This window comes from Rhizobium sp. 22-785-1 (assembly GCF_053521965.1).
The window spans coordinates 748615-767575 of the sequence record NZ_JBNWDI010000001.1 but is presented as its reverse complement, the minus strand read 5'-3'; the positions used below and the strand labels follow the sequence as shown (position 1 = coordinate 767575).

Sequence of the window (18961 nt, the reverse complement as noted above, 5' to 3'; positions counted from 1 at the left end):
TTGATTTGAATTGAAAGCCCGTGCCGGTGAAAGCTGGCGCGGGCTTTTGCTTTGTGTTCAAACGAGAGTGCCGGAAGGTACTCGGATTGGCTGCAACGGCCTTGCACGACTCTGCGTTTTTTGGTCAGCCTCTACGTGAAATATTATCCGGGTAGGCCATGTTCAAAGATTTTTCCCTTCAAGCCCTGTTCATGGGCTGCCTCACGGCTTTCGTCGGCTTTGCCAGCTCCTTCGCCGTGGTGCTGCAGGGCTTGAAGGCTGTCGGCGCAACGGATTTCGAGGCGGCATCGGGGCTGATGGCGCTGTCCGTCTCCATGGGGCTTTGCGCCATCGTGTTGTCGGTTGCGACGAGACTGCCGGTCAGCATTGCATGGTCCACGCCGGGTGCTGCACTTCTGGCGACGACGGGCGTGATTGAAGGCGGCTTTCCGGCAGCGGTGGGTGCCTTTATCATCTGCGCCGGGTTCATCATCATTGCAGGGTTGTTCAAGCCGCTCGGTCGGGCGGTCGCCTCCATTCCGGCACCGCTGGCCAATGCCATGCTCTCCGGCGTGATCATCGGGCTGTGCTTTGCGCCGATCAAGGCCATCGGCTTCAATCCCGCACTTGGTCTGCCGATCATTCTGGCTTGGATCGTCGTCGGCGCGTTCAAGCGCCTTTTTGCCGTGCCAGCAGCGCTTGTCGCGTTCGTGCTGGTGATGATCTTTGGTGTGGACATTCCCGCCGGGGCTTTCGATGCGCTGGCGCAATCGCTTACACCGCCGATGGAATGGGTGACGCCGAGTTTAAGCCTGCATGCCGTGGTTTCCATCGCCCTGCCGCTTTTCATCGTCACCATGGCGTCTCAGAATATTCCCGGCATCGCGGTGTTAAAGGTCAACCATTACGATCCGCAGCCCGGACCACTCTTTGCCACGACAGGCTTCTTCTCAATTCTTTCGGCACCCTTTGGTGGCCATGCGGTGAACCTCGCGGCGATCACCGCTGCCATGTGTGCGGGCGAGGATGCCCATTCAGACCCGAGGCGTCGCTATTGGGCGGCAATCATTGGCGGTGTCGGCTACATCATCCTTGGCCTGCTGGCCGGTGTCGTCACCGCTTTCGTTGCGCTGGCGCCGCCCGTTCTTATCCAGGCGGTGGCGGGGCTCGCACTCGTCGGTGCCTTTTCCGGCTCGGCTGTTGCGGCCTTCAAGGAGCCGGAAACACGCGAAGCGGCAGCGATCACATTTCTCGTGACAGCGTCCGGGCTGTCCTTCGCGGGAATCTCCGGCGCTTTCTGGGGACTGCTTGGGGGAGGGTTGATGATGGCGCTTCAGCGGGCGGTGGTCGCTATACGAGCGCGTTCTCTAAAATGACGTGTGACGGCAGAAGATTACTTGTCAGATCAAAAACCGCTGTTTATAGAAAATGCATGACCAATCGCACCGAGACCTTTTCCGGCATGAGCGCGCAGATTTCTGCGAAGGCTTCGCCGTGCGGTGCACTCTCGCTTCTTAGCCTCGACCTTACACGCGGTTGCCGGGTCCAGTGAGGAGCGCCCGGCGGCCGAAAGCCCGCTGGTGCCAATGCTCCTCAACTCGAAATCTCATTTCATTCTGGATTTAAGGCCCGACCAAGGGCACGGCGTCTGCCAGTGGCTTATCAGCCCGCGGATGCTTGAAGGAGCAAAACGATGGACGCGAAGACAAACACCATTTCCAAGGGCATGCCTGAAGCCGGCGTCAAATATCGCCCCTATCCCACCATCAACATTCCCGATCGCACATGGCCAAGCAAAACCATCGAGAAAGCGCCGATCTGGTGTTCGGTGGATTTGCGTGACGGCAACCAGTCGCTGGTCAATCCGATGGGTCATGACCGTAAGGCACGCATGTTCAAGCTGCTGTTGGACATGGGCTTCAAGGAAATCGAGATCGGCTTCCCGTCCGCCTCGCAGACGGATTTCGACTTCGCCCGCTGGTGCGTGGAAGAGGGCAATGTACCCGATGACGTGTCGCTGCAGGTCCTGGTGCAGTGCCGCCCGGAACTGATCACCCGCACCTTCGAGGCGCTGGAAGGCGCCAAGAACCCGATCATCCATTTCTACAACTCCACCAGCGAATTGCAGCGCCGCGTGGTATTTGGCAAGGACGTCCACGGCATCAAGCAGATTGCCGTCGATGCGGCGAAGATGATCACCGACATGGCGGCAAAGGCTGGCGGCGGTTATCGCTTCGAATATTCGCCGGAAAGCTTTACCGGCACGGAGCTGGAAGTTGCGCTGGAGATCTGCAACGCGGTGATCGACGTGGTGAAGCCGACGGCCGACAACAAGCTGATCCTGAACCTGCCCTCCACCGTGGAAATGGCAACGCCGAACATTTATGCCGACCAGATCGAGTGGATGTGCCGCAACATCGACAACCGCGAAAACGTCATCATTTCGCTGCATCCGCATAACGACCGCGGCACGGGTATCGCGGCCACCGAACTCGGCCTGATGGCCGGCGCCGACCGCGTGGAAGGCACGCTGTTCGGCAATGGCGAGCGCACAGGCAATGTGGACGTGGTGACGCTGGCACTGAACATGTATACCCAAGGTGTGGACCCGGAACTGGATTGCACCGATATCGAGCGCATCAAGGCCGTCTACGAATATTCCAACGAAATGACGATCCCTGAGCGGCACCCTTATGTCGGCGAGCTGGTCTACACCGCCTTCTCCGGCTCGCATCAGGATGCGATCAACAAGGGCATGAAGGCGATCAAGGTTGCCAATCACCCGGTCTGGGAAGTGCCCTATCTGCCGATCGACCCGAAGGATGTCGGACGTTCCTACGAGGCGATCATCCGTATCAACTCGCAGTCCGGCAAGGGCGGCATCGCCTATATCCTGCAGGAGGATTACGGCCTCAACCTGCCGCGCAATCTGCAGGTGGAATTCCGCGAGGACATTCAGCGCATCACCGATGAGGAAGGCGTGGAACTGCCAGCCAAGCGCATCTATGAACGCTTCATGGAGCGCTATGTGACGCAGTCCAATGCACGCCTGAAATTCGTCGATCACCACACCTATCCGGCAGGCGATTTCAAGGGCGTGCGCGTCGTGGCCGCCGAAATCATGGACAAGGGCGAGGTGAAGCGGATCGAGGGCAAGGGAACGGGTCCGATCGATGGCTTCATCAACGCGCTGTCCACCTATCTCGGCATCGATCTGTCGGTGAACGATTATTCCGAACACTCGCTGCAGCACGGCTCCAACGCATCGGCCATCGCCTATGTGGAAATGGAGCACCCGGGCGGCAAGCTCTTCGGCGCGGGTATCAACACCAACATCGTGGGTGCCTCGCTGGAGGCAATCGTGTCTGCCGCCAACCGCGTGCTGGAAGAACGGGCGAAGTAAGGCTGGTACTTCGCCTCACTCTGTAACGAGGAAAAGCCGGAGGAAGCCTACTCCTCCGGTGCCTGCTCCACCGGGTTGCCGAAGCCCAGGGGGCGGCCGTTGTGGTAGAAGACGCGGATGTCTTCGAGCTCTATCCCGGTTGCCTTTTCGTTGAGGCTGAAGCGTTCGCAGGTCACGTCCCAGGTTCCGGGGCCACCAGAGATATTGAAGAGATTGTAGCCTGCGCGCGGCTTTTCTGCTCCTGGTCCCTGGCTTGCGGAGGCGATGCCGACGACGGGGATGTGGTCCTGACCCCTATGGGTGCTTAGCCAGTAAACGGTGTTGAGGTGGGTGTGGCCGTGCAGTACGAGTTCTGCGCCGCCGGTGCCGAGTGCTGCGGCAAAGCGGCGGATGCCAATCATGCGTTTATGGGTCGCGGCAGCGCCGCGCACCGGCGGGTGATGGATCATCACCACGCGGAACAGGCCTTGTTCACCGGCCTTTTTCAGCAGATCCGCCGTGGCGCGTGCTTGGCGACGGCCGAAATAGCCCGTCGCGGAAAAGGGTGGTGTGGCGATGGAGGTGGAGCAGCCGATGAGCGCCACGGGGCCGCGAACCCGCATATAGGGGAAAATCTTCAGGTCCTCGTTCCAGCTATCCGCATCGCCATCGCCGCGCACATAAGGATACCAGGCGGCCATGGCCTTGTCGTGCGCGCCGGGAACATAGGCGTCGTGGTTGCCGGGTACGACCGAGACTTTCAGCGGATCGCCCACTTCCTCCAGCCAATCGGCGGCAGCGCGGATTTCGATGCCGGTGGCGAGATTGACGAGGTCGCCAGTAATTGCGACGTGATCGGGCGCCTTGGTTTCCATATCGTCCACCAAACGCTCCAGCGTATCGGTGAAAAGATGCTTGCGGCGGTTGAGCCGCCAGTTCACAAAGCCGGTGATGCGCTTGGAGGCCAGTTCGCGGAAAGTGAGCTTGGGCAATGGCCCGAGATGAACGTCAGAAATATGGGCGAGCTTGAACATGGGGTCAGACATATCGTATCCGTGTTGAGGCGTGCAATGCGAAACCTCGGTATTTCAAGGGGATAAGCGCTTCAATCGGGCAAGTTGACGGAGAGTTGAACTTTGAGTGAGAACCGCAAGCTCAGTGAAGGGTTCCGGCAGCTGTTTCGGAATATCGCCAAAAGGATCGTGCACGGGTTCTTTTTTATGCGCCGCGGCATGACCCTTGGGGTGCGCGCCGCCTGTTTCGATGATCAGGGTCGCATTTTCCTCGTGCGGCATACCTATGTTTCCGGCTGGCATATGCCGGGCGGCGGTGTCGAGCGAGGGGAAACCGGATTGCAGGCGCTGCACAAGGAAATCCGGGAAGAGGGCAATCTGGTTGCCACGTCTGTGCCCCAACTTGTCCATGTCTATTTCAACAATCGCACCAGCGACCGCGACCATGTGCTGTTCTATCGCCTGACTGTCAGGCAGACCGCTTTGAAGGCGGCGGACCGTGAGATTGCCGAGAGCGGGTTCTTCCCGCTCGACGCGCTGCCCGGCGAGACGACATCCGCCACGCGTCGTCGTCTTGCGGATCTATCCGGTCACGCTCTGCCGGACGATTACTGGTAGCCTCCCGCCAACCTTGCGCGATCATGGGCCTTTTCGAGCTCCAATTCCGGTCCAACCGGAACGATGCCGGTCGGGTTGATCGTCTTGTGGCTGCGGTAATAATGCTCCTTGATGTGGCGAATATCCACCGTCTCCGGCACGCCGGGCGTCTGGAACAGGTCTCGCAGATAGCCCGTCAGGTTCGGGTAATCGTGAATGCGGCGGATATTGCACTTGAAGTGACCGACATAAACAGGATCGAAACGCACCAGTGTGGTGAACAGCCGCCAATCGGCTTCCGTCTGTTCCGGGCCTAGAAGGAAGCGTTGGTTTGAAAGCTGCTCCTCAAGCATATCCAGTGTCTCGAATACCTTGATGGCACTTTCTTGATAGGCGTCCTGCGCGGTGGCGAAGCCCGCCTTGTAGACGCCGTTATTGACGGTGTCGTAGATGAGGTCGTTGAGCGCATCGATTTCGCCTCGCTTTGCTTCTGGGTAGAAATCGAGTTCCGATCCGGTCAATGCATCGAAGGCGCTGTTGAACATGCGGATAATCTCCGCCGACTCATTGGAGACGATGGTGTTCTGCTGCTTGTCCCAGAGCACCGGTACGGTGACGCGGCCGGAATAGTGCGGATCGGCCTTGGTATAAACCTGCCAGAGAGCCGACGATCCGAAGAGATGATCCTCAGTCGCGCCCGGCACGCGCTCATCCTCAGGCTTGAATTCCCAGCCATTTTCCAGCATCAGCGGATCGACCACGGAGACCGAAATGTATTCTTCGAGTTTCTTCAGCTTGCGGAAGATCAGTGTGCGGTGCGCCCAAGGACAGGCAAGCGAGACGTAGAGGTGGTAACGGTCCTTCTCTGCCTTGAAGCCGCCCTGGCCGGAGGGGCCGGGCTCGCCATCGGCAGTGATCCAGTTACGGAACTGCGAGGCGCTGCGTTTGAAGTGCCCCTTGGTTTCCTTTGTGTCGTACCACACATCCTTCCAAACGCCGTCTACCAGCATGCCCATCTGCTATCTCCTTGTTTCGTCACTCACTCTAGGATGGGAAGGCGCTAAAGCGAAACCTCGCATCGATGAACAATGCGTTCTCGCTTCGTGAATGCGGCGGTGAGGCCTTTTGTTCTGGACCCTGCGATAATTTCCTGATATCCGCGATGTTCATATTCCTGAGGAAATTCTGATCTATGACCGAACCACGGACGCTCCGACGACGCTGACGCTCTTCTTGCCCTGTCAGGCAATGTCAGGCGCACCGTCACATATCGTCATGTCCGTATTCAACGTTCCGGTCTCTTCATGTCCAAGCACGAACTGGTCTACCTCACCGAGGACGCGTCTCACGACGCCGTTATCGAACTTATCAATGCAGAAGCTTTTGGTCCTGGCCGGCATACGCGGGCTGCCGCGCGCATCCGCGAGCAGGGGCCGCACGACCGTTCGCTGTCCTTCATCTGCGCCGATGATGGCGAGACCATCGCATCGGTGCGGATGACGCCGGTTCGGGCCGGTGAGGTCAACGGCCATATGCTGGGGCCGCTGGCGGTGCGGCCATCGCACAAGAATATGGGGATCGGGCGTGAACTGGTGCGGATTGCGATTGCCGCCGCCAAGCGTAAGGGTTCGGAGGCAGTCATCCTGATTGGCGATCCGCCCTATTACATGCCGCTCGGTTTCGAGAAGGTCGCTTATGGCGCGCTCGATTTTCCAGGTCCGGTCGACATGAACCGTGTGCTCGTGGTGCCGCTGGCGCATAACGTTCATCAGCGGCTCAGAGGCGAAATTGGCTGGCAGCCATTCGACGGCAAGACCGGAGAAAAGGAGGAAGAGCTTGTTTTCGAGCTGCCGCTCCGCGCTGTCGGTTGACGCAAAACGCTCTTTGACGCCTTGACACTGCCCGCCTGACCTAAGCAACGTGCGCCGCACATTGAGTTCGGGTCGCAAGGGGGCGATGATGACGTCGATTACGATGAACGATGCGCTGGATCGCGCAGGCGCCGGTGCTTATCAGCGCAGGCTGATGGGTATCTTCGGTCTGGTCTGGGCGGCGGATGCCATGCAGGTGCTGGCGGTGGGTTTCACCGCCGCCTCGATTGCCGCGACCTTCGGGCTGACTGTCCCGCAGGCCTTGCAGACCGGCACCGCCTTCTTCCTCGGCATGTTGCTTGGCGCTATCGGCTTCGGGCGCATGGCCGACCGCTACGGTCGCCGCCGCGTGTTGATCGTCACCGTCGCCTGCGATGCGGTCTTCGGTATTCTCTCGATCTTCGCGCCGGATTTCACCATTCTTCTCGTGCTGCGCTTCCTGACGGGTGCGGCCGTCGGCGGCACGCTGCCGGTGGATTATGCGATGATGGCGGAGTTTCTTCCGGCCAAAAACCGCGGCCGCTGGCTGGTTCTGCTGGAGGGCTTCTGGGCGGTCGGCACGCTGGTCGTGGCCCTTGCCGCATGGCTTGCGAGCCTTTCGGGCGTCGAGGATGCGTGGCGCTACATCTTCGCTGTCACCGCCTTTCCCGCGCTGATCGGCATCGGCCTGCGTTTCCTCGTGCCGGAATCGCCGCTTTACCTTTTGAGGACCGGTCGTTCGGAAGAAGCGAAAGTCGTCGTCAACTCCATGCTGAAGACCAATGGTCGCGCGACACTGGATGAGCGGACCGGCATTGCGCAGTCTGAAGCGTCGAAAGGGCAGAGCCTGTTTTCGCCAGCACTTCGCCAGCGCTCCATCATGATCCTGGCCATCTGGTTTCTGGTCTCGGTCTCCTATTACGGCGTCTTCACCTGGATGCCGGCGCGCCTTGCGGGCGAAGGTTTCGGCTTCGTGCGTGGCTATGGATTTCTGGTTCTGGTCGCACTCGCCCAGATCCCCGGCTATGCGCTGGCGGCCTATGGCGTGGAAAAATGGGGCCGCAAACCCACATTGATCGGCTTCTGCCTGCTGTCTGCTCTCGGCTGCCTGCTCTTCACGCTGGCCACCACCGGCGCGATGATCGCCACGTCACTGCTGCTGATGAGCTTTGCGCTTCTAGGTACCTGGGGCGCGCTCTACGCCTATACGCCGGAGCTCTACCCGACGGAATCCCGCGCCACCGGCATGGGTGCTGCAGGCGCCATGGCGCGGCTCGGCGGATTGCTGGCACCTTCGTTGCTTGGCTATGCCATTGCGCAAGGCTTCGGATTTGCCGTCGGCATCTTTGCCGGGCTTCTGGTGCTGGCGGCCATCGCTGCGACCATGATCAATGCGGAGACGCGTGAGGTTAGCCTGTCGTAAAACTCGTGAGCACATCGACCAGCCTGAGCGGGTGTTCTCGCTCAGGCGTAATTCCTCAGACCAGTGATTTCTTTAGATAGGTCATGGCATAATCCGGCCCGAAATCTCCAATCGCGCCAAAAATCTCGTACCCGCATTTCTGATAAAGCGTCAACGCGTCCGGGCTCATCGTGTCGATGTAAGCGCCGGTGCAGCCGCGTTTGCGGGCTTCATCCTCGGCCATGCCAAGAAGCTTGGGGCCGAGGCCCTGGCCGCGCAACTCTTGCGGAATGAAGAGGAGGGCGGTGTAGAGCCAACCGCGTGCGGTGTGGCCGGAGAGACCACCGATGACGGCGCCATCCTTGTCTTTCAGCGCGATGACCAGTTCTTTCCATTCGGCGGGGCCGAAGCGCTGGAGGTTGTAGCCTTTCAGGGCGGCGAGGATGGCCGCCTTGGCGCTGTCGTCTGCGCCATCGGCCAGTTCGATGTCGTAGTGCATCTTATCTGCCTTCGCGCCACCAGAGAGCGGAGAAGGCGAGCAGCAGGGCGCCGAGACCAGCAAAGCCGGCAAACAGCGGCAAGCTGTTGACGCCTTTGAGCACCGTCTCGTCCGTCATGCGGATCAGCATGCGATCATTATCGGCAACGCGAACCTCACCGCGCACGGGGAGAATATCCGGCAGGACGACGCGATTGGCATCATCGACCACGCGGTGGACACTGCCACGGGTCGCATCGGCCAACGGTTTCAGCGTGTCCGTTGTGGAGATCATTGCCTTGAATTCCGGTGCGTCCACAGCGCCGACATGGACAAGCGTGGTAAAGTCGCCATTGGAGACTTCGTAGAGACCTGTCTCATTCATCCGGCGCTCGATCTTGTAGAGACCCGGATCCGTCTGGGTGAAGTTCATCGTCTCGGTCTTGCCGGATGGGAACTTCACTGTCGCTTCGCCAGGATTGTCGCCGATGGTCTGGCGGGTGATCTCGAGCATGCGGCCATTGGCGCGCGCGGTCAGCGCCTCTTCCTCAAGCTCCGGCTCCTTCATCAGCCAGTGGGCGATGCGGCGATAGAGCGCCACATGCGGACCGCCGCCTTCGAAGCCGCGCGCCCAGAGCCAGCCCTGGTCGGACAGCAGCATGGCAACGCGGCCTTCGCCCTGGCGGTTCAGTACCAGCAATGGGTCCTGGCCGGCGCCGAGCATGACTGTCTGGCCCTGGGGCTGTTCCACGCCGACAGTGCGGAACCAGCGGCCCCAATGGGGCGGCTCATCGCCTGAGCCTTCCAGACCGCGCGTCACTGGGTGCTTCTTTCCGGCGTCCGAAAGGCGCGGATAGAAGGCCCCTTGATTCACCCGACCGGTTGGCTGGGCAGGCAGAACCGATTCAAGCGGCGTCAGCGCAATCGAATCCTGACCGGCATGTTCGGGACCGGCAGCAATCAGCAACGCACCGCCCTTTTCAACATATTGGGCGATGTAATCATAATAGAGGATCGGCAGCACGCCGCGATGCTGGTAGCGGTCGAAGATGATCAGGTCGAAATCGTTGATCTTCTCGACGAAGAGCTCACGCGTCGGAAAGGCAATCAGCGACAGCTCGTTTATCGGCGTGCCATCCTGCTTTTCCGGTGGGCGCAGAATGGTGAAGTGGACCAGATCGACGGAGGTGTCGGACTTCAACAGGTTGCGCCAGGCACGTTCACCGGCATGCGGTTCGCCGGAAACGAGAAGCACGCGCAGGTTCTGGCGGATGCCTTCGATAACGTGGACGGCGCGGTTATTGGTGGTGGTGACTTCGCCCGGCAGTTCGGCGACCGAGAACTCCATCACATTGTTGCCGCCGCGTGGCACCTTGAAGCTGAAGGGGATCGGACGACCGGGTACTGCCTGAAGGTTGCCGATCTCCTCGCCATTCATCTTGATGGTGACGTTTGCCGTCCCACTTTGCGTGCGGCCTTCGTCGAAGACGCGGAGCGTCAGCAGCTGCTCCTCATTGACGATGCCGAAGCGGGGAGCGCGAACGACCTCGATGCGGCGGTCGAACTCATCGGCGCGACCGGTGATCAAGCCATGGATAGGCGCCTTGAAGCCGAGCGTCTGCTCGATATCCGGGGTTGCGTTGGGGATGTCGTGGATCTGGCCGTCACTGAGGAAAATCGCGCCGCCGACGCGCGAGGGCGAGACATCCGATACGGAGGCCGAGAGGGAAGAAAAAAGATTTGTGGCGGGCGAATCGCTGTTCTCGTCATTGCGAACCTCGACAATGCGCGGCTCGATGCGGGGAAAGCGGGCAAGACGCTCCTTGAGATTGGCGAGCGCCTGTTCGGTTTGCGCGGTGCGCTGCTGCACATCCTGACTTTGCGAGCGGTCGACGATCACAGGCACGATGGTGGAGAGCGGTTCGCGCTCCTCGTTGGTGAGCAGCGGATTGGCGATGGCGAGTAGCAGTGCTGCAAGCGCCAGCCCACGCAGCCACGCGCCGCGCACGCCGCGCAACAGGCCGGCGATCGCGAGAACGAGTGCGGCGCCGGCCAGAATGGCGATAACGGTCCAGGGCAGGAAGGGGGCGAAGGTGAGCGTCATGCGTTACTGCCCCAGTCTTTGGAGAATATCGGGGACATGCACCTGATCGGCCTTATAGTTTCCGGTCAGCATATACATCATGATATTGACGCCGGACCGGAAGGCATGTTCGCGCTGCATTTCATCCGGCGGAACGGTGGGCAGGACCGGCGCGCCATTGTCATCTACCGCCCATGCGCCGGCAAAATCGTTGCTGGTGATGATGATCGGGGAAACTCCATCGCCTGAAGAGGAAATGCCCGATGTGGTCTTTGCCGCATCCTGGCGCGATTCAACCCAGAGCGGACTGCCGGTGTAGCGACCGGGGAAATTTTTCAGCAGATAGAAGGAACGGGTGAGGACGTGATCCTGCGGCACGGGCTCCAGTGGCGGGATATCGACATTGGCAAGGATTTCCTGAAGCCGCTGCCCGTTGGCGCTGGTGCCGCTATTCAAAGATGAAAATTGGTCGCGGGTGTCGAAAAGCACGGTGCCACCGGCGCGCATGTAGGCGTCGATGCGCGAGATCGCCGCTGTGGACGGCATTGGCGCATTGGCGGAAATCGGCCAGTAGATGATCGGGTAGAAGGACAGCTCGTCCTTGGAGATATCGAGGCCGACCGGCGTGCCCGGTTCGAGCGTGGTGCGCCATGTCAGGAACTCGCTGAGCCCCTGCAAGCCCTGTTGCGAGATGCGGTCCACCTCGTCCTCGCCGGTTTTCACATAGGCAAGATGCGTCGTGTCGAGATGGTTGAGGATTTCTTCGTCGCCTGGCTTCGCATCGTTTGCATGTACGGGGTTCGGATGAAGCATGGCGAACACGCCGACTGCGGCAATCAGAATGGCGGCAGTGGCTGAGCGGGAGCGCGAAACACGGGAGAAAGCGCCGTTCATGAAGAGGATGATGAGGCTATCGGCAAAGAGCATGAGGAGAGCCGCGATGAAGAGGGCAGGGCGAAGGGATGTCGCCGCTTCCCCGACAAGGCCTTCGGTCGCAACAGCCGTTCCGGCAAGCGATGTGTCGATCGGGCGAAGCGTGGCGCCGGGGGGCAAAAGGTTGAGGGCGACGAAGCCGGTCTCCGTGCCGTAAAGGCCGGGCGGGTTGTCGAAGCTGGCGCGTGGCGTCTGGCCGGGGCGCGCTTCCAGCGGGCGAGCGGAGCCGATATCGGGCGAGAGCGAGCCGGTCGCGGTCAAAACGCGATAGGGCGGAAGTGCTGCGGTCGGCGCATTCGCAGACGCCGACGAGCCGCCGACCTGCGACTGCTGAACGATCCGGCGCAGCATTTCGACGAAGTGGCCGGAGATCGGCAGGTCCGACCAGCTCGCTTCGGCACTGACATGGAAGAGCACGATGCGACCGGCATCGACCGTGCGTGTGGTGACCAGCGGCGTGCCATCGGCAAGGCTCGCCCAAGTACGCTCGGCAAGATCAGGCGTCGGTTCGGCCAGAACCTGGCGCTTGATGTGGACGCCGTCTGCGCGCGGCATCCCGGCAAAGGGACCGAAATTGGGGAAATCTGCGAGCGGCTGCGGTTCAGCCCAGGACAGTGCGCCGCCGAGAGCGCGTTCGCCCTGGCGCAAGGTCACCGGCACCAGCGGATCTTCAGCGGGTGCTGCGGCAAGGCGTGGACCGGCAAATCGGATCAGCGTGCCGCCCCGCGAAAGCCAGCGTTCCAGCGGCGCATAGGTTTCCTGCGGCAGACGACCGATATCGGCCATGACGATGACGGATGGATTGCTTTGCAGCAGCTCGGGAATAGCGACGGCGAGATCCGGCTGCTGTTGCGGCACAAGATCGACATAGGGCTGCAGGGCGCGGCTGATGTAATAGAGCGGCTGGAGCAACGGCTGGAAATCATTGCCGGTTTCGCCGGCGAGAAGCGCCACGCGGCGGCGGCGGAAACCGTCATCCAGCAGGTGGACCGAACCTGCGGTGGAGAGCCGGTCGATGGAGAGGCGGGCAAAATCGTTGCGCAGTTCGAAGGGTGCGTTGAGCTTGGCGGTGGTTTCGGCGGCGCCGGGGGCAAAGCTTGCGCCGTCGCTTGCCAGAATGCGGCCTTGGGCATCCTGGGCATTGATCGTGTAATTGGCCGGGCCGTTAGTATTGAGGCGGGACAGCGAAACACTCATGGTTTCGGCGCCATTTTCCGCACCGGTAATGGCAGCCACCTGCTGGCCATCGCCTTCGATCACACGAAATTCGGAGGCTTGCAGGCTGGCAAGGCTGCTGAGTGCCGCACGGTCTTCCGGCGTTGCGACGCCATCGGTGATGAAGGCGAGCGTTCCGGGCGTCGTGCCGTTCATCGCCTCGATCACGGCTTCAGCCGCGCGGACGCGATCCGGCACCAGCGGCTGCGGCTTGGCGGCGGCAAGTTTTTCCAGTGCGGCTGCCGTCGTGCCAGGCTCGGCATCATGTTCGCGGTCTGCGGTGAACGTCAGCGAGACCGGGCGCTCGGCCCGCTCGGCATCGCCGATCAGCGCTTCGGCGGTTCTGACCCGGCGGTCCCAATCCGGCGCTGAGGCCCAGCCATTATCGACGACCAGCACCAGCGGGCCGCTTCCGGCGAGCGTGTTGTTGCGCGGATTGATGACGGGATCGGCAAGCGCAAGAATAACGGCGGCGGCCAGCAGCATGCGCAGCAGCGTCAGCCACCACGGGCTTTTCGACGGTGTTTCCTCGCGCTTCAGCACCGTTGCAAGGATACGAAGCGGCGGAAAGACTTCCGCCTTGGGGCGGGGGGGCGTCAGCCGGAGGAGCCACCAGATGGCGGGCAGCGCCAGCAGGCCGAAGAGTATGTAGGGGCTGGTAAAGACGAAGGGCAGCGCGCTCATGTGCGGCCACCGTTGCGCCCGCCTGCGGGAGAGCCAGAGAGATACATATGCATGGCGACCAATGCTTCGGAGGCCAGATGGTCGGTGCGGTGGAAGACGAAGTTCCAGCCGAGCCTGCGCAGCGACGAGGACAGCGCTTCGCGGCGGGCAAGATATGCCCGGGTGTAATCCTCACGAATGGTTTCGGCGCGCCCCGAGGTCAGTTTCTCGCCGGTCTCCGGATCGGAAAACTCCGTGCGTCCGCTATAGGGGAAGACCTCTTCCGCTGGATCGGCAATTTCCACCACATGACCGCCAAGCCCGCGGCGTGCGAGCGGCGAGAGCCTCTCCATGATGGTCGTCGCGTCATCGAGAAAATCGCCGATCAGCACGATGTCGCTCGCGCCACGGATCATGCTCGTGTCGGGAAGACCAGTGGTGGCCGGTGCGTGCATGATCGCATTGGCCAATCGTTCGGCGGCGTTGCGGGCAGAGACCGGTTCCATGATGCCAGGACAACCAATGCGCTCACCGGAACGGGCCAGAATCTCCGCCAGCGCCAGCAGCAGAACCAGCGCGCGGCTTTCCTTCGAGACGGTGCCGAGCGTCGACTTGTACATCATCGAGGGCGAGAGGTCCGCCCAGAGCCAGATCGTATGGGCGGCTTCCCATTCTCGGTCGCGCACATAGGTATGATCGTCGCGGGCGGAGCGCCGCCAATCGATGCGCGACAGGCTTTCGCCATCGGCATAGGGGCGGAACTGCCAGAAGTTCTCTCCGATGCCGCGCTTGCGGCGACCGTGCCAGCCGGCGGTCACGGTGTTGGCGATACGCCTTGCTTCCACCATGCAATCCGGCACCAGAGCGGCGCGCTGGCGCGCGCGGGCCAGCACGTCGCTGCCCGATGTCTGCTCTACGATCTGGCCGATGGATGCCACATGCGCTCCTGTCTGTTTCTAAAGACCGTCGTCTTTGGTGACGGTTTAGTTCTTCGCCTGCTCGACAAGTCCCGCAATGACGTCCCGCACCGACATACCTTCGGCACGCGCTGCAAAGGTCAGCGCCATGCGGTGTTCCAGCACGGGTTCTGCCAGCGCATAGATATCATCGAGCGAGGGCGCCAGACGACCTTCGTAAAGCGCACGTGCACGCGCCGTCAGCATCAGCGACTGACCGGCACGCGGTCCTGGACCCCATGCGACATTCTTGTCGGTCAGCTTGTTTCCCTGACCGGGGCGTGCGGAGCGGACGAGGCTGAGGATCGCATCCACCACCTTGTCGCTGACCGGCATTTGACGGATCAGCGTCTGGATTTCGATCAGCCGCTCGGACTCGATCATCCGGCGCGCTTCGGCAGATGCCGTTCCGGTGGTGTCGAGCAGGATCTGGCGTTCGGCGGCAAGCTCCGGATAATCGACATCCACCTGCAGCAGGAAGCGGTCGAGCTGCGCTTCGGGCAGGGGATAGGTGCCTTCCTGTTCTAGCGGGTTCTGGGTTGCGAGCACATGGAAAGGTTTGGGCAGGTCGTAACGCTGGCCGGCCACGGTGATGTGATATTCCTGCATGGACTGCAGAAGCGCCGATTGGGTGCGGGGGCTTGCGCGGTTGATTTCATCCGCCATCAGAAGCTGGCCGAAGATCGGACCCTTGATGAAGCGGAAGGAGCGGCGACCGCTCTCATCCTGATCCATGACTTCGGAGCCGAGAATATCGGACGGCATCAAATCCGGGGTAAACTGGATGCGGTTGGCATCGAGCCCAAGGACGGTGCCGAGCGTGGTGACGAGCTTGGTTTTGGCCAGACCCGGCACGCCGACAAGCAGCGCATGGCCGCCGGACAGGATGGCAAGGAGCGTGTTCTGCACCACCTTCTCCTGACCGAAGATGACCTTGGAGACTTCGCCGCGAATGGCAGCGATATCGGCCAATGCCTTTTCGGCAGCGGCGACGATCGTCTTCTCGTCGAGGGTTTCGGTGGTGTTCATCACGCCCATATGGCTCTCCTCAAAACCCCGCCGCAGCGGTTCTTAAACGTCAACCTTCCTATTGGAATACAGGAGGGATTTGGCGCTGCCTATAGCTTATTGCCACGCTTACCGCTGACAAGCATCCTTTAAATGACTATCTCGTTACCCATGTTCCTTTATTGCATAATTGGCAAAGCAGGGCTCGAATATGGCAGATGACAGGATTAATGCGGCACCGGATGCGGCAGGGCTTGCGGCATTGATTTCCCGCGCCAGCGAGCAGGCGGGCGACAAGCCCCGCGGACCGGCTCCGGTGGAGAAATGGAACCCGCCTTTCTGCGGCGATCTCGATATGGAAATCCGCGCTGACGGAACATGGTTCTATATGGGCACGCCGATCGGCAGAGCGCCGCTGGTGCGGCTGTTTTCCACGGTTTTGCGCAAGGATGAGGATGGCAAGACCTATCTCGTCACGCCTGTGGAGAAGGTCGGCATTCGTGTTGCCGATGCGCCCTTCATTGCCGTCGAGATGAGCGTGAGCGGAAGGGACGGTGACCCGCTTTTGACCTTCCGTACAAATGTTGGTGATGTGGTAGAGGCGGGGCGCAATCATCCGCTGCGCTTCACCACGGGCGGCGATAATGACGAACTCAAACCCTACCTTCTCGTGCGCGGGCGGCTGGAGGCCTTGGTGTCTCGCGCAGTGATGTATGATCTGGTGGAGCTCGGCGAGGTGATCGAGGTCGATGGCAGAGAGATGTTCTCCGTGCGCTCGGGCGGAGAGGTGTTTCCGATCATGCCTGCCGATGAGCTGGAAGCGCTTGCCCGATGAATGCCGACCTGATGACCTATTCCGCCGCCGATTTCCGGCGGCGTGTTCTTGAAGATGGCGAAGGCGTTGCCGAGCGCGAGAGCTGTGACCTTGGTGACCATCATTTGAACCCCGGCATCCGACTTTCCGTAGATGGCATCCGGCTGAAGGACGCGGCTGTGCTGGTTCCAGTCATCGATGACCGCGACGAGGCCCGGGTGATCTTTACCCAGCGGACCAAGACGTTGCGCAATCATTCCGGCCAGATTTCCTTCCCCGGTGGCGGGATCGATGCGCAAGATCGCTCGCCGGAAGAGGCGGCGTTGCGGGAGACGGAAGAGGAGATCGGCGTCTCGCGCCAATTCATCGAGACCGTCGGACGCATGCCGGACTATATTTCCGGCACCGGGTTTCGCATCAAGCCTGTGCTGGCGGTCGTCAAACGCGGTTTTACCCTGACGCCCAACCCGGACGAGGTGGATGAGGTGTTCGAGGTGCCGCTGTCTTTCCTGATGAACCCTGCCAACCACAACCGGGGCAGCCGGATGTTTCAGGGGAGAGAGCGCTTTTTCTACGAAATGCCCTATGGCGAGCGCTACATTTGGGGCATTACGGCGGGGATCGTGCGCAGCATTTACGAGAGGTTTTATTCATGAGCGGCATTGCCGGGCAGAGCTGGTTTTCCAAACCCGGCCTTCAGCGGATTTTTTCGCTTCTGAACGCCGATGGCGGCGAAGTGCGCGTGGTGGGTGGTGCCGTTCGCAATGCGCTGATGGGTCTGCCGGTCGGCGATATCGATATGGCAACGACGCTACCTCCGCAGGATGTGGTGGAGCGGGCGAAAGAGGCCGGCATCAAGGCGGTGCCGACGGGTATCGACCATGGCACGGTGACGCTGGTGGTGGATGGCGAGGGCTATGAGGTGACCACGCTTCGCCGAGATGTGACGACCGATGGACGCCATGCGGAAGTGGCTTTCGGAACAGACTGGAAGGAAGACGCCGAACGCCGTGACCTGACGATCAATGCGCTTTATGCGGATGCTTCCGGCGAGGTGATCGACATGATCGGTGGACTTGCCGATATCGAAACCAAGACCGTTCGTTTTATTGGCGATGCGGCAACGCGCATCGCCGAAGATCACCTGCGCATCCTGCGCTTCTTCCGCTTCTTTGCCTATTACGGCTCTGGCCGTCCGGATGCGGATGGCTTGAGGGCAAGCGCACGCGCCAAGGACAAGCTCTCGACACTCTCTGCCGAGCGGGTGTGGAGCGAAATGAAGAAGTTGCTTTCCGCTGACGATCCGTCGAGAGCCCTGCTCTGGATGCGGCAAGCCGGTGTGCTTGCGCAAATTCTGCCGGAAACGGAGAAATGGGGCATCGACGCGATCCATGGTCTGGTCGCGTCCGAGCAGGCGCTTGGCTGGAAGCCCGACCCTATGCTGCGGCTCGCATCCATCATCCCGCCCGATGCGGAACGTGTTGCCGCTCTTGCCAGCCGCTTGCGCATGTCAAAGAACGAGGCGGCGCGTCTCGATCAATGGGCGAAAGCGCCAACCGTCGATCCGTCGCTCGCCGAGACTGCGCTCGATCGTCTGCTATATCGGCAGGGTATCGAGGGCGTCAAGGCAAGGCTGAAGCTTGCCCTCGCCTCCGCAAGGGCGGATGTGTCTGGCGCAGACGCATCGATGCAGAAGATCGCCCGCCTTTCCACGCTGCTGACGCGCGCCGAGAAATTCAGCAAGCCCGCGTTTCCGTTAAGTGGCGCTGATGTCTTGGCCGCAGGCCTTCCCGCCGGTCCGCAAGTGGGCGAGATTTTAGGTGAGCTTGAAGCAACGTGGATTGATGGAAATTTTGCGCTGGATCGCGAGGCCTTGCTGTCTCGTCTGACCCGCAAACTGCAGGATCGTCCGTAATCCGTGTCACCCCGGATCGCGTCCGGGGTGAGCGGTAAAATTGCACTGGAATCAGGCCTCGACGTTGTTCTCGTCGCGGATGCGGGCCTTGATATTTTCGACCATGGTTTCGCGAATGATCGTTTCACCATGGGCCTGGCGCATGTGCTCGACACTGCGGCGGATAACCTCGGCGTCTTCATCGGCACGGGTGTGCCACTCGCAGCCGGGTACCAATGTTCCACATTCGAAAAGTCTCATAACAGCCTCCCTATATGGATTTCTGGCCAGGGCTGCAGTTGCAGCCGGCCACACCATTCAAACGGTTGCGGAGGGGTTATGTTCCTGGATTGAAGACACGCCCCGCCCGTTTGCGAGGCGTGAAGAACGCCGTGTTGCTCAGCCCTGTTCGGGAAGCGCCCAGCAGGCGAAGACTGAGGACGTGGCAACGGCAGGGCCAGCCGGTTCGGCTACCTTGTCGTCGTTGGCGGCGTTTTCATTGGCCAGCTTGCGCTTTACCTGCTCGACATAGAAAGACAACGGCAGTTCGCGATCTCCCGTCTCGCGCATTTCCGCCGCCAGTCGCTCGATCAGTTGTGATGTAGGAATAATGCGCGGCTGTGTGCCGTTTACCGTAGAAATGGGCATGCTGTTCGAAGTCATCATCACGATATCTCCTCCAGTCCATCTAGGA

Annotated in this window: 17 protein-coding genes; 8 read left to right on the top strand and 9 right to left on the bottom strand. The window is 60.9% G+C overall.

Annotation, left to right across the window (positions count from 1 at the left end; genetic code table 11):
• Positions 1–158: 158 nt before the first annotated feature.
• Positions 159–1355, top strand: coding sequence for a benzoate/H(+) symporter BenE family transporter (locus ACQZ5M_RS03595; RefSeq protein WP_449079083.1), 1197 nt, complete (start codon positions 159–161; stop codon positions 1353–1355).
• A gap of 317 nt (positions 1356–1672) precedes the next feature.
• Positions 1673–3382 carry a 2-isopropylmalate synthase gene (gene leuA / locus ACQZ5M_RS03590; RefSeq protein WP_296040436.1) on the top strand — a complete coding sequence of 570 codons (1710 nt, stop codon included), beginning with the start codon at positions 1673–1675 and terminating at the stop codon, positions 3380–3382.
• A 47-nt stretch (positions 3383–3429) separates the two neighbouring features.
• Here the strand turns inward: leuA and ACQZ5M_RS03585 are convergent, their stop codons facing one another.
• The gene (locus tag ACQZ5M_RS03585) at positions 3430–4395 is read right to left on the bottom strand and encodes a metallophosphoesterase family protein (RefSeq protein WP_296078682.1); all 966 of its coding nucleotides are present in this window, start codon (positions 4393–4395) and stop codon (positions 3430–3432) included.
• Between the two features lie 198 nt (positions 4396–4593).
• Between ACQZ5M_RS03585 and ACQZ5M_RS03580 the strand changes: the two genes are divergently transcribed.
• Positions 4594–4992: an NUDIX domain-containing protein gene (locus tag ACQZ5M_RS03580; RefSeq protein ID WP_449079082.1), complete on the top strand. Its 399-nt coding sequence runs from the start codon at positions 4594–4596 to the stop codon at positions 4990–4992.
• Here the strand turns inward: ACQZ5M_RS03580 and ACQZ5M_RS03575 are convergent.
• Positions 4983–5987 (bottom strand): glutathione S-transferase family protein, encoded by a 1005-nt coding sequence (locus ACQZ5M_RS03575; protein ID WP_449079081.1) that lies wholly within the window; start codon positions 5985–5987, stop codon positions 4983–4985. The genes ACQZ5M_RS03580 and ACQZ5M_RS03575 overlap by 10 nt on opposite strands.
• Positions 5988–6275: 288 nt before the next feature.
• Here ACQZ5M_RS03575 and ACQZ5M_RS03570 point away from each other — a divergent pair, with 288 nt between their 5' ends.
• Positions 6276–6842 carry a GNAT family N-acetyltransferase gene (locus ACQZ5M_RS03570; protein ID WP_296097489.1) on the top strand — a complete coding sequence of 189 codons (567 nt, stop codon included), beginning with the start codon at positions 6276–6278 and terminating at the stop codon, positions 6840–6842.
• A gap of 88 nt (positions 6843–6930) precedes the next feature.
• Positions 6931–8244, top strand: coding sequence for an MFS transporter (locus tag ACQZ5M_RS03565; RefSeq protein ID WP_449079080.1), 1314 nt, complete (start codon positions 6931–6933; stop codon positions 8242–8244).
• 55 nt (positions 8245–8299) lie between these two features.
• Here ACQZ5M_RS03565 and ACQZ5M_RS03560 read toward each other — a convergent pair whose 3' ends face one another.
• Genes ACQZ5M_RS03560 through ACQZ5M_RS03540 form a run of 5 tightly spaced genes read right to left on the bottom strand, consistent with a single transcriptional unit; the run spans position 8300 to position 15589 of the window.
• Complete coding sequence (locus ACQZ5M_RS03560; RefSeq protein WP_449079079.1) at positions 8300–8722, bottom strand: GNAT family N-acetyltransferase; 423 nt, start codon at positions 8720–8722, stop codon at positions 8300–8302.
• Position 8723: 1 nt separating this feature from the next.
• Entirely contained in the window at positions 8724–10805 is a 2082-nt protein-coding gene (locus ACQZ5M_RS03555; RefSeq protein WP_449079078.1) for a hypothetical protein, read from the bottom strand.
• Positions 10806–10808: 3 nt separating this feature from the next.
• Positions 10809–13616: a DUF4159 domain-containing protein gene (locus tag ACQZ5M_RS03550; RefSeq protein ID WP_296078672.1), complete on the bottom strand. Its 2808-nt coding sequence runs from the start codon at positions 13614–13616 to the stop codon at positions 10809–10811.
• Positions 13613–14533 (bottom strand): DUF58 domain-containing protein, encoded by a 921-nt coding sequence (locus tag ACQZ5M_RS03545; protein WP_296078671.1) that lies wholly within the window; start codon positions 14531–14533, stop codon positions 13613–13615. The genes ACQZ5M_RS03550 and ACQZ5M_RS03545 overlap by 4 nt, the downstream gene beginning before the upstream one ends.
• 45 nt (positions 14534–14578) lie before the next feature.
• On the bottom strand, positions 14579–15589 hold the full coding sequence (locus tag ACQZ5M_RS03540) for an AAA family ATPase (protein WP_296014523.1): 1011 nt from the start codon (positions 15587–15589) through the stop codon (positions 14579–14581).
• 181 nt (positions 15590–15770) lie between these two features.
• Here ACQZ5M_RS03540 and ACQZ5M_RS03535 point away from each other — a divergent pair, with 181 nt between their 5' ends.
• The 3 genes from ACQZ5M_RS03535 to ACQZ5M_RS03525 are packed head-to-tail and all read left to right on the top strand — an operon-like array spanning position 15771 to position 18288.
• Positions 15771–16394: a DUF1285 domain-containing protein gene (locus ACQZ5M_RS03535; RefSeq protein WP_296078669.1), complete on the top strand. Its 624-nt coding sequence runs from the start codon at positions 15771–15773 to the stop codon at positions 16392–16394.
• Positions 16391–17029, top strand: coding sequence for a CoA pyrophosphatase (locus tag ACQZ5M_RS03530; RefSeq protein ID WP_296078668.1), 639 nt, complete (start codon positions 16391–16393; stop codon positions 17027–17029). The genes ACQZ5M_RS03535 and ACQZ5M_RS03530 overlap by 4 nt, the downstream gene beginning before the upstream one ends.
• Positions 17026–18288: a CCA tRNA nucleotidyltransferase gene (locus ACQZ5M_RS03525; protein ID WP_449079077.1), complete on the top strand. Its 1263-nt coding sequence runs from the start codon at positions 17026–17028 to the stop codon at positions 18286–18288. Before ACQZ5M_RS03530 ends, ACQZ5M_RS03525 begins: the two co-directional genes overlap by 4 nt.
• 51 nt (positions 18289–18339) lie before the next feature.
• Here ACQZ5M_RS03525 and ACQZ5M_RS03520 read toward each other — a convergent pair whose 3' ends face one another.
• The gene (locus ACQZ5M_RS03520) at positions 18340–18528 is read right to left on the bottom strand and encodes a DUF1059 domain-containing protein (protein ID WP_296014530.1); all 189 of its coding nucleotides are present in this window, start codon (positions 18526–18528) and stop codon (positions 18340–18342) included.
• 138 nt (positions 18529–18666) lie between these two features.
• Entirely contained in the window at positions 18667–18933 is a 267-nt protein-coding gene (locus ACQZ5M_RS03515) for a hypothetical protein (protein WP_296014531.1), read from the bottom strand.
• Between the last annotated feature and the right edge of the window lie 28 nt (positions 18934–18961).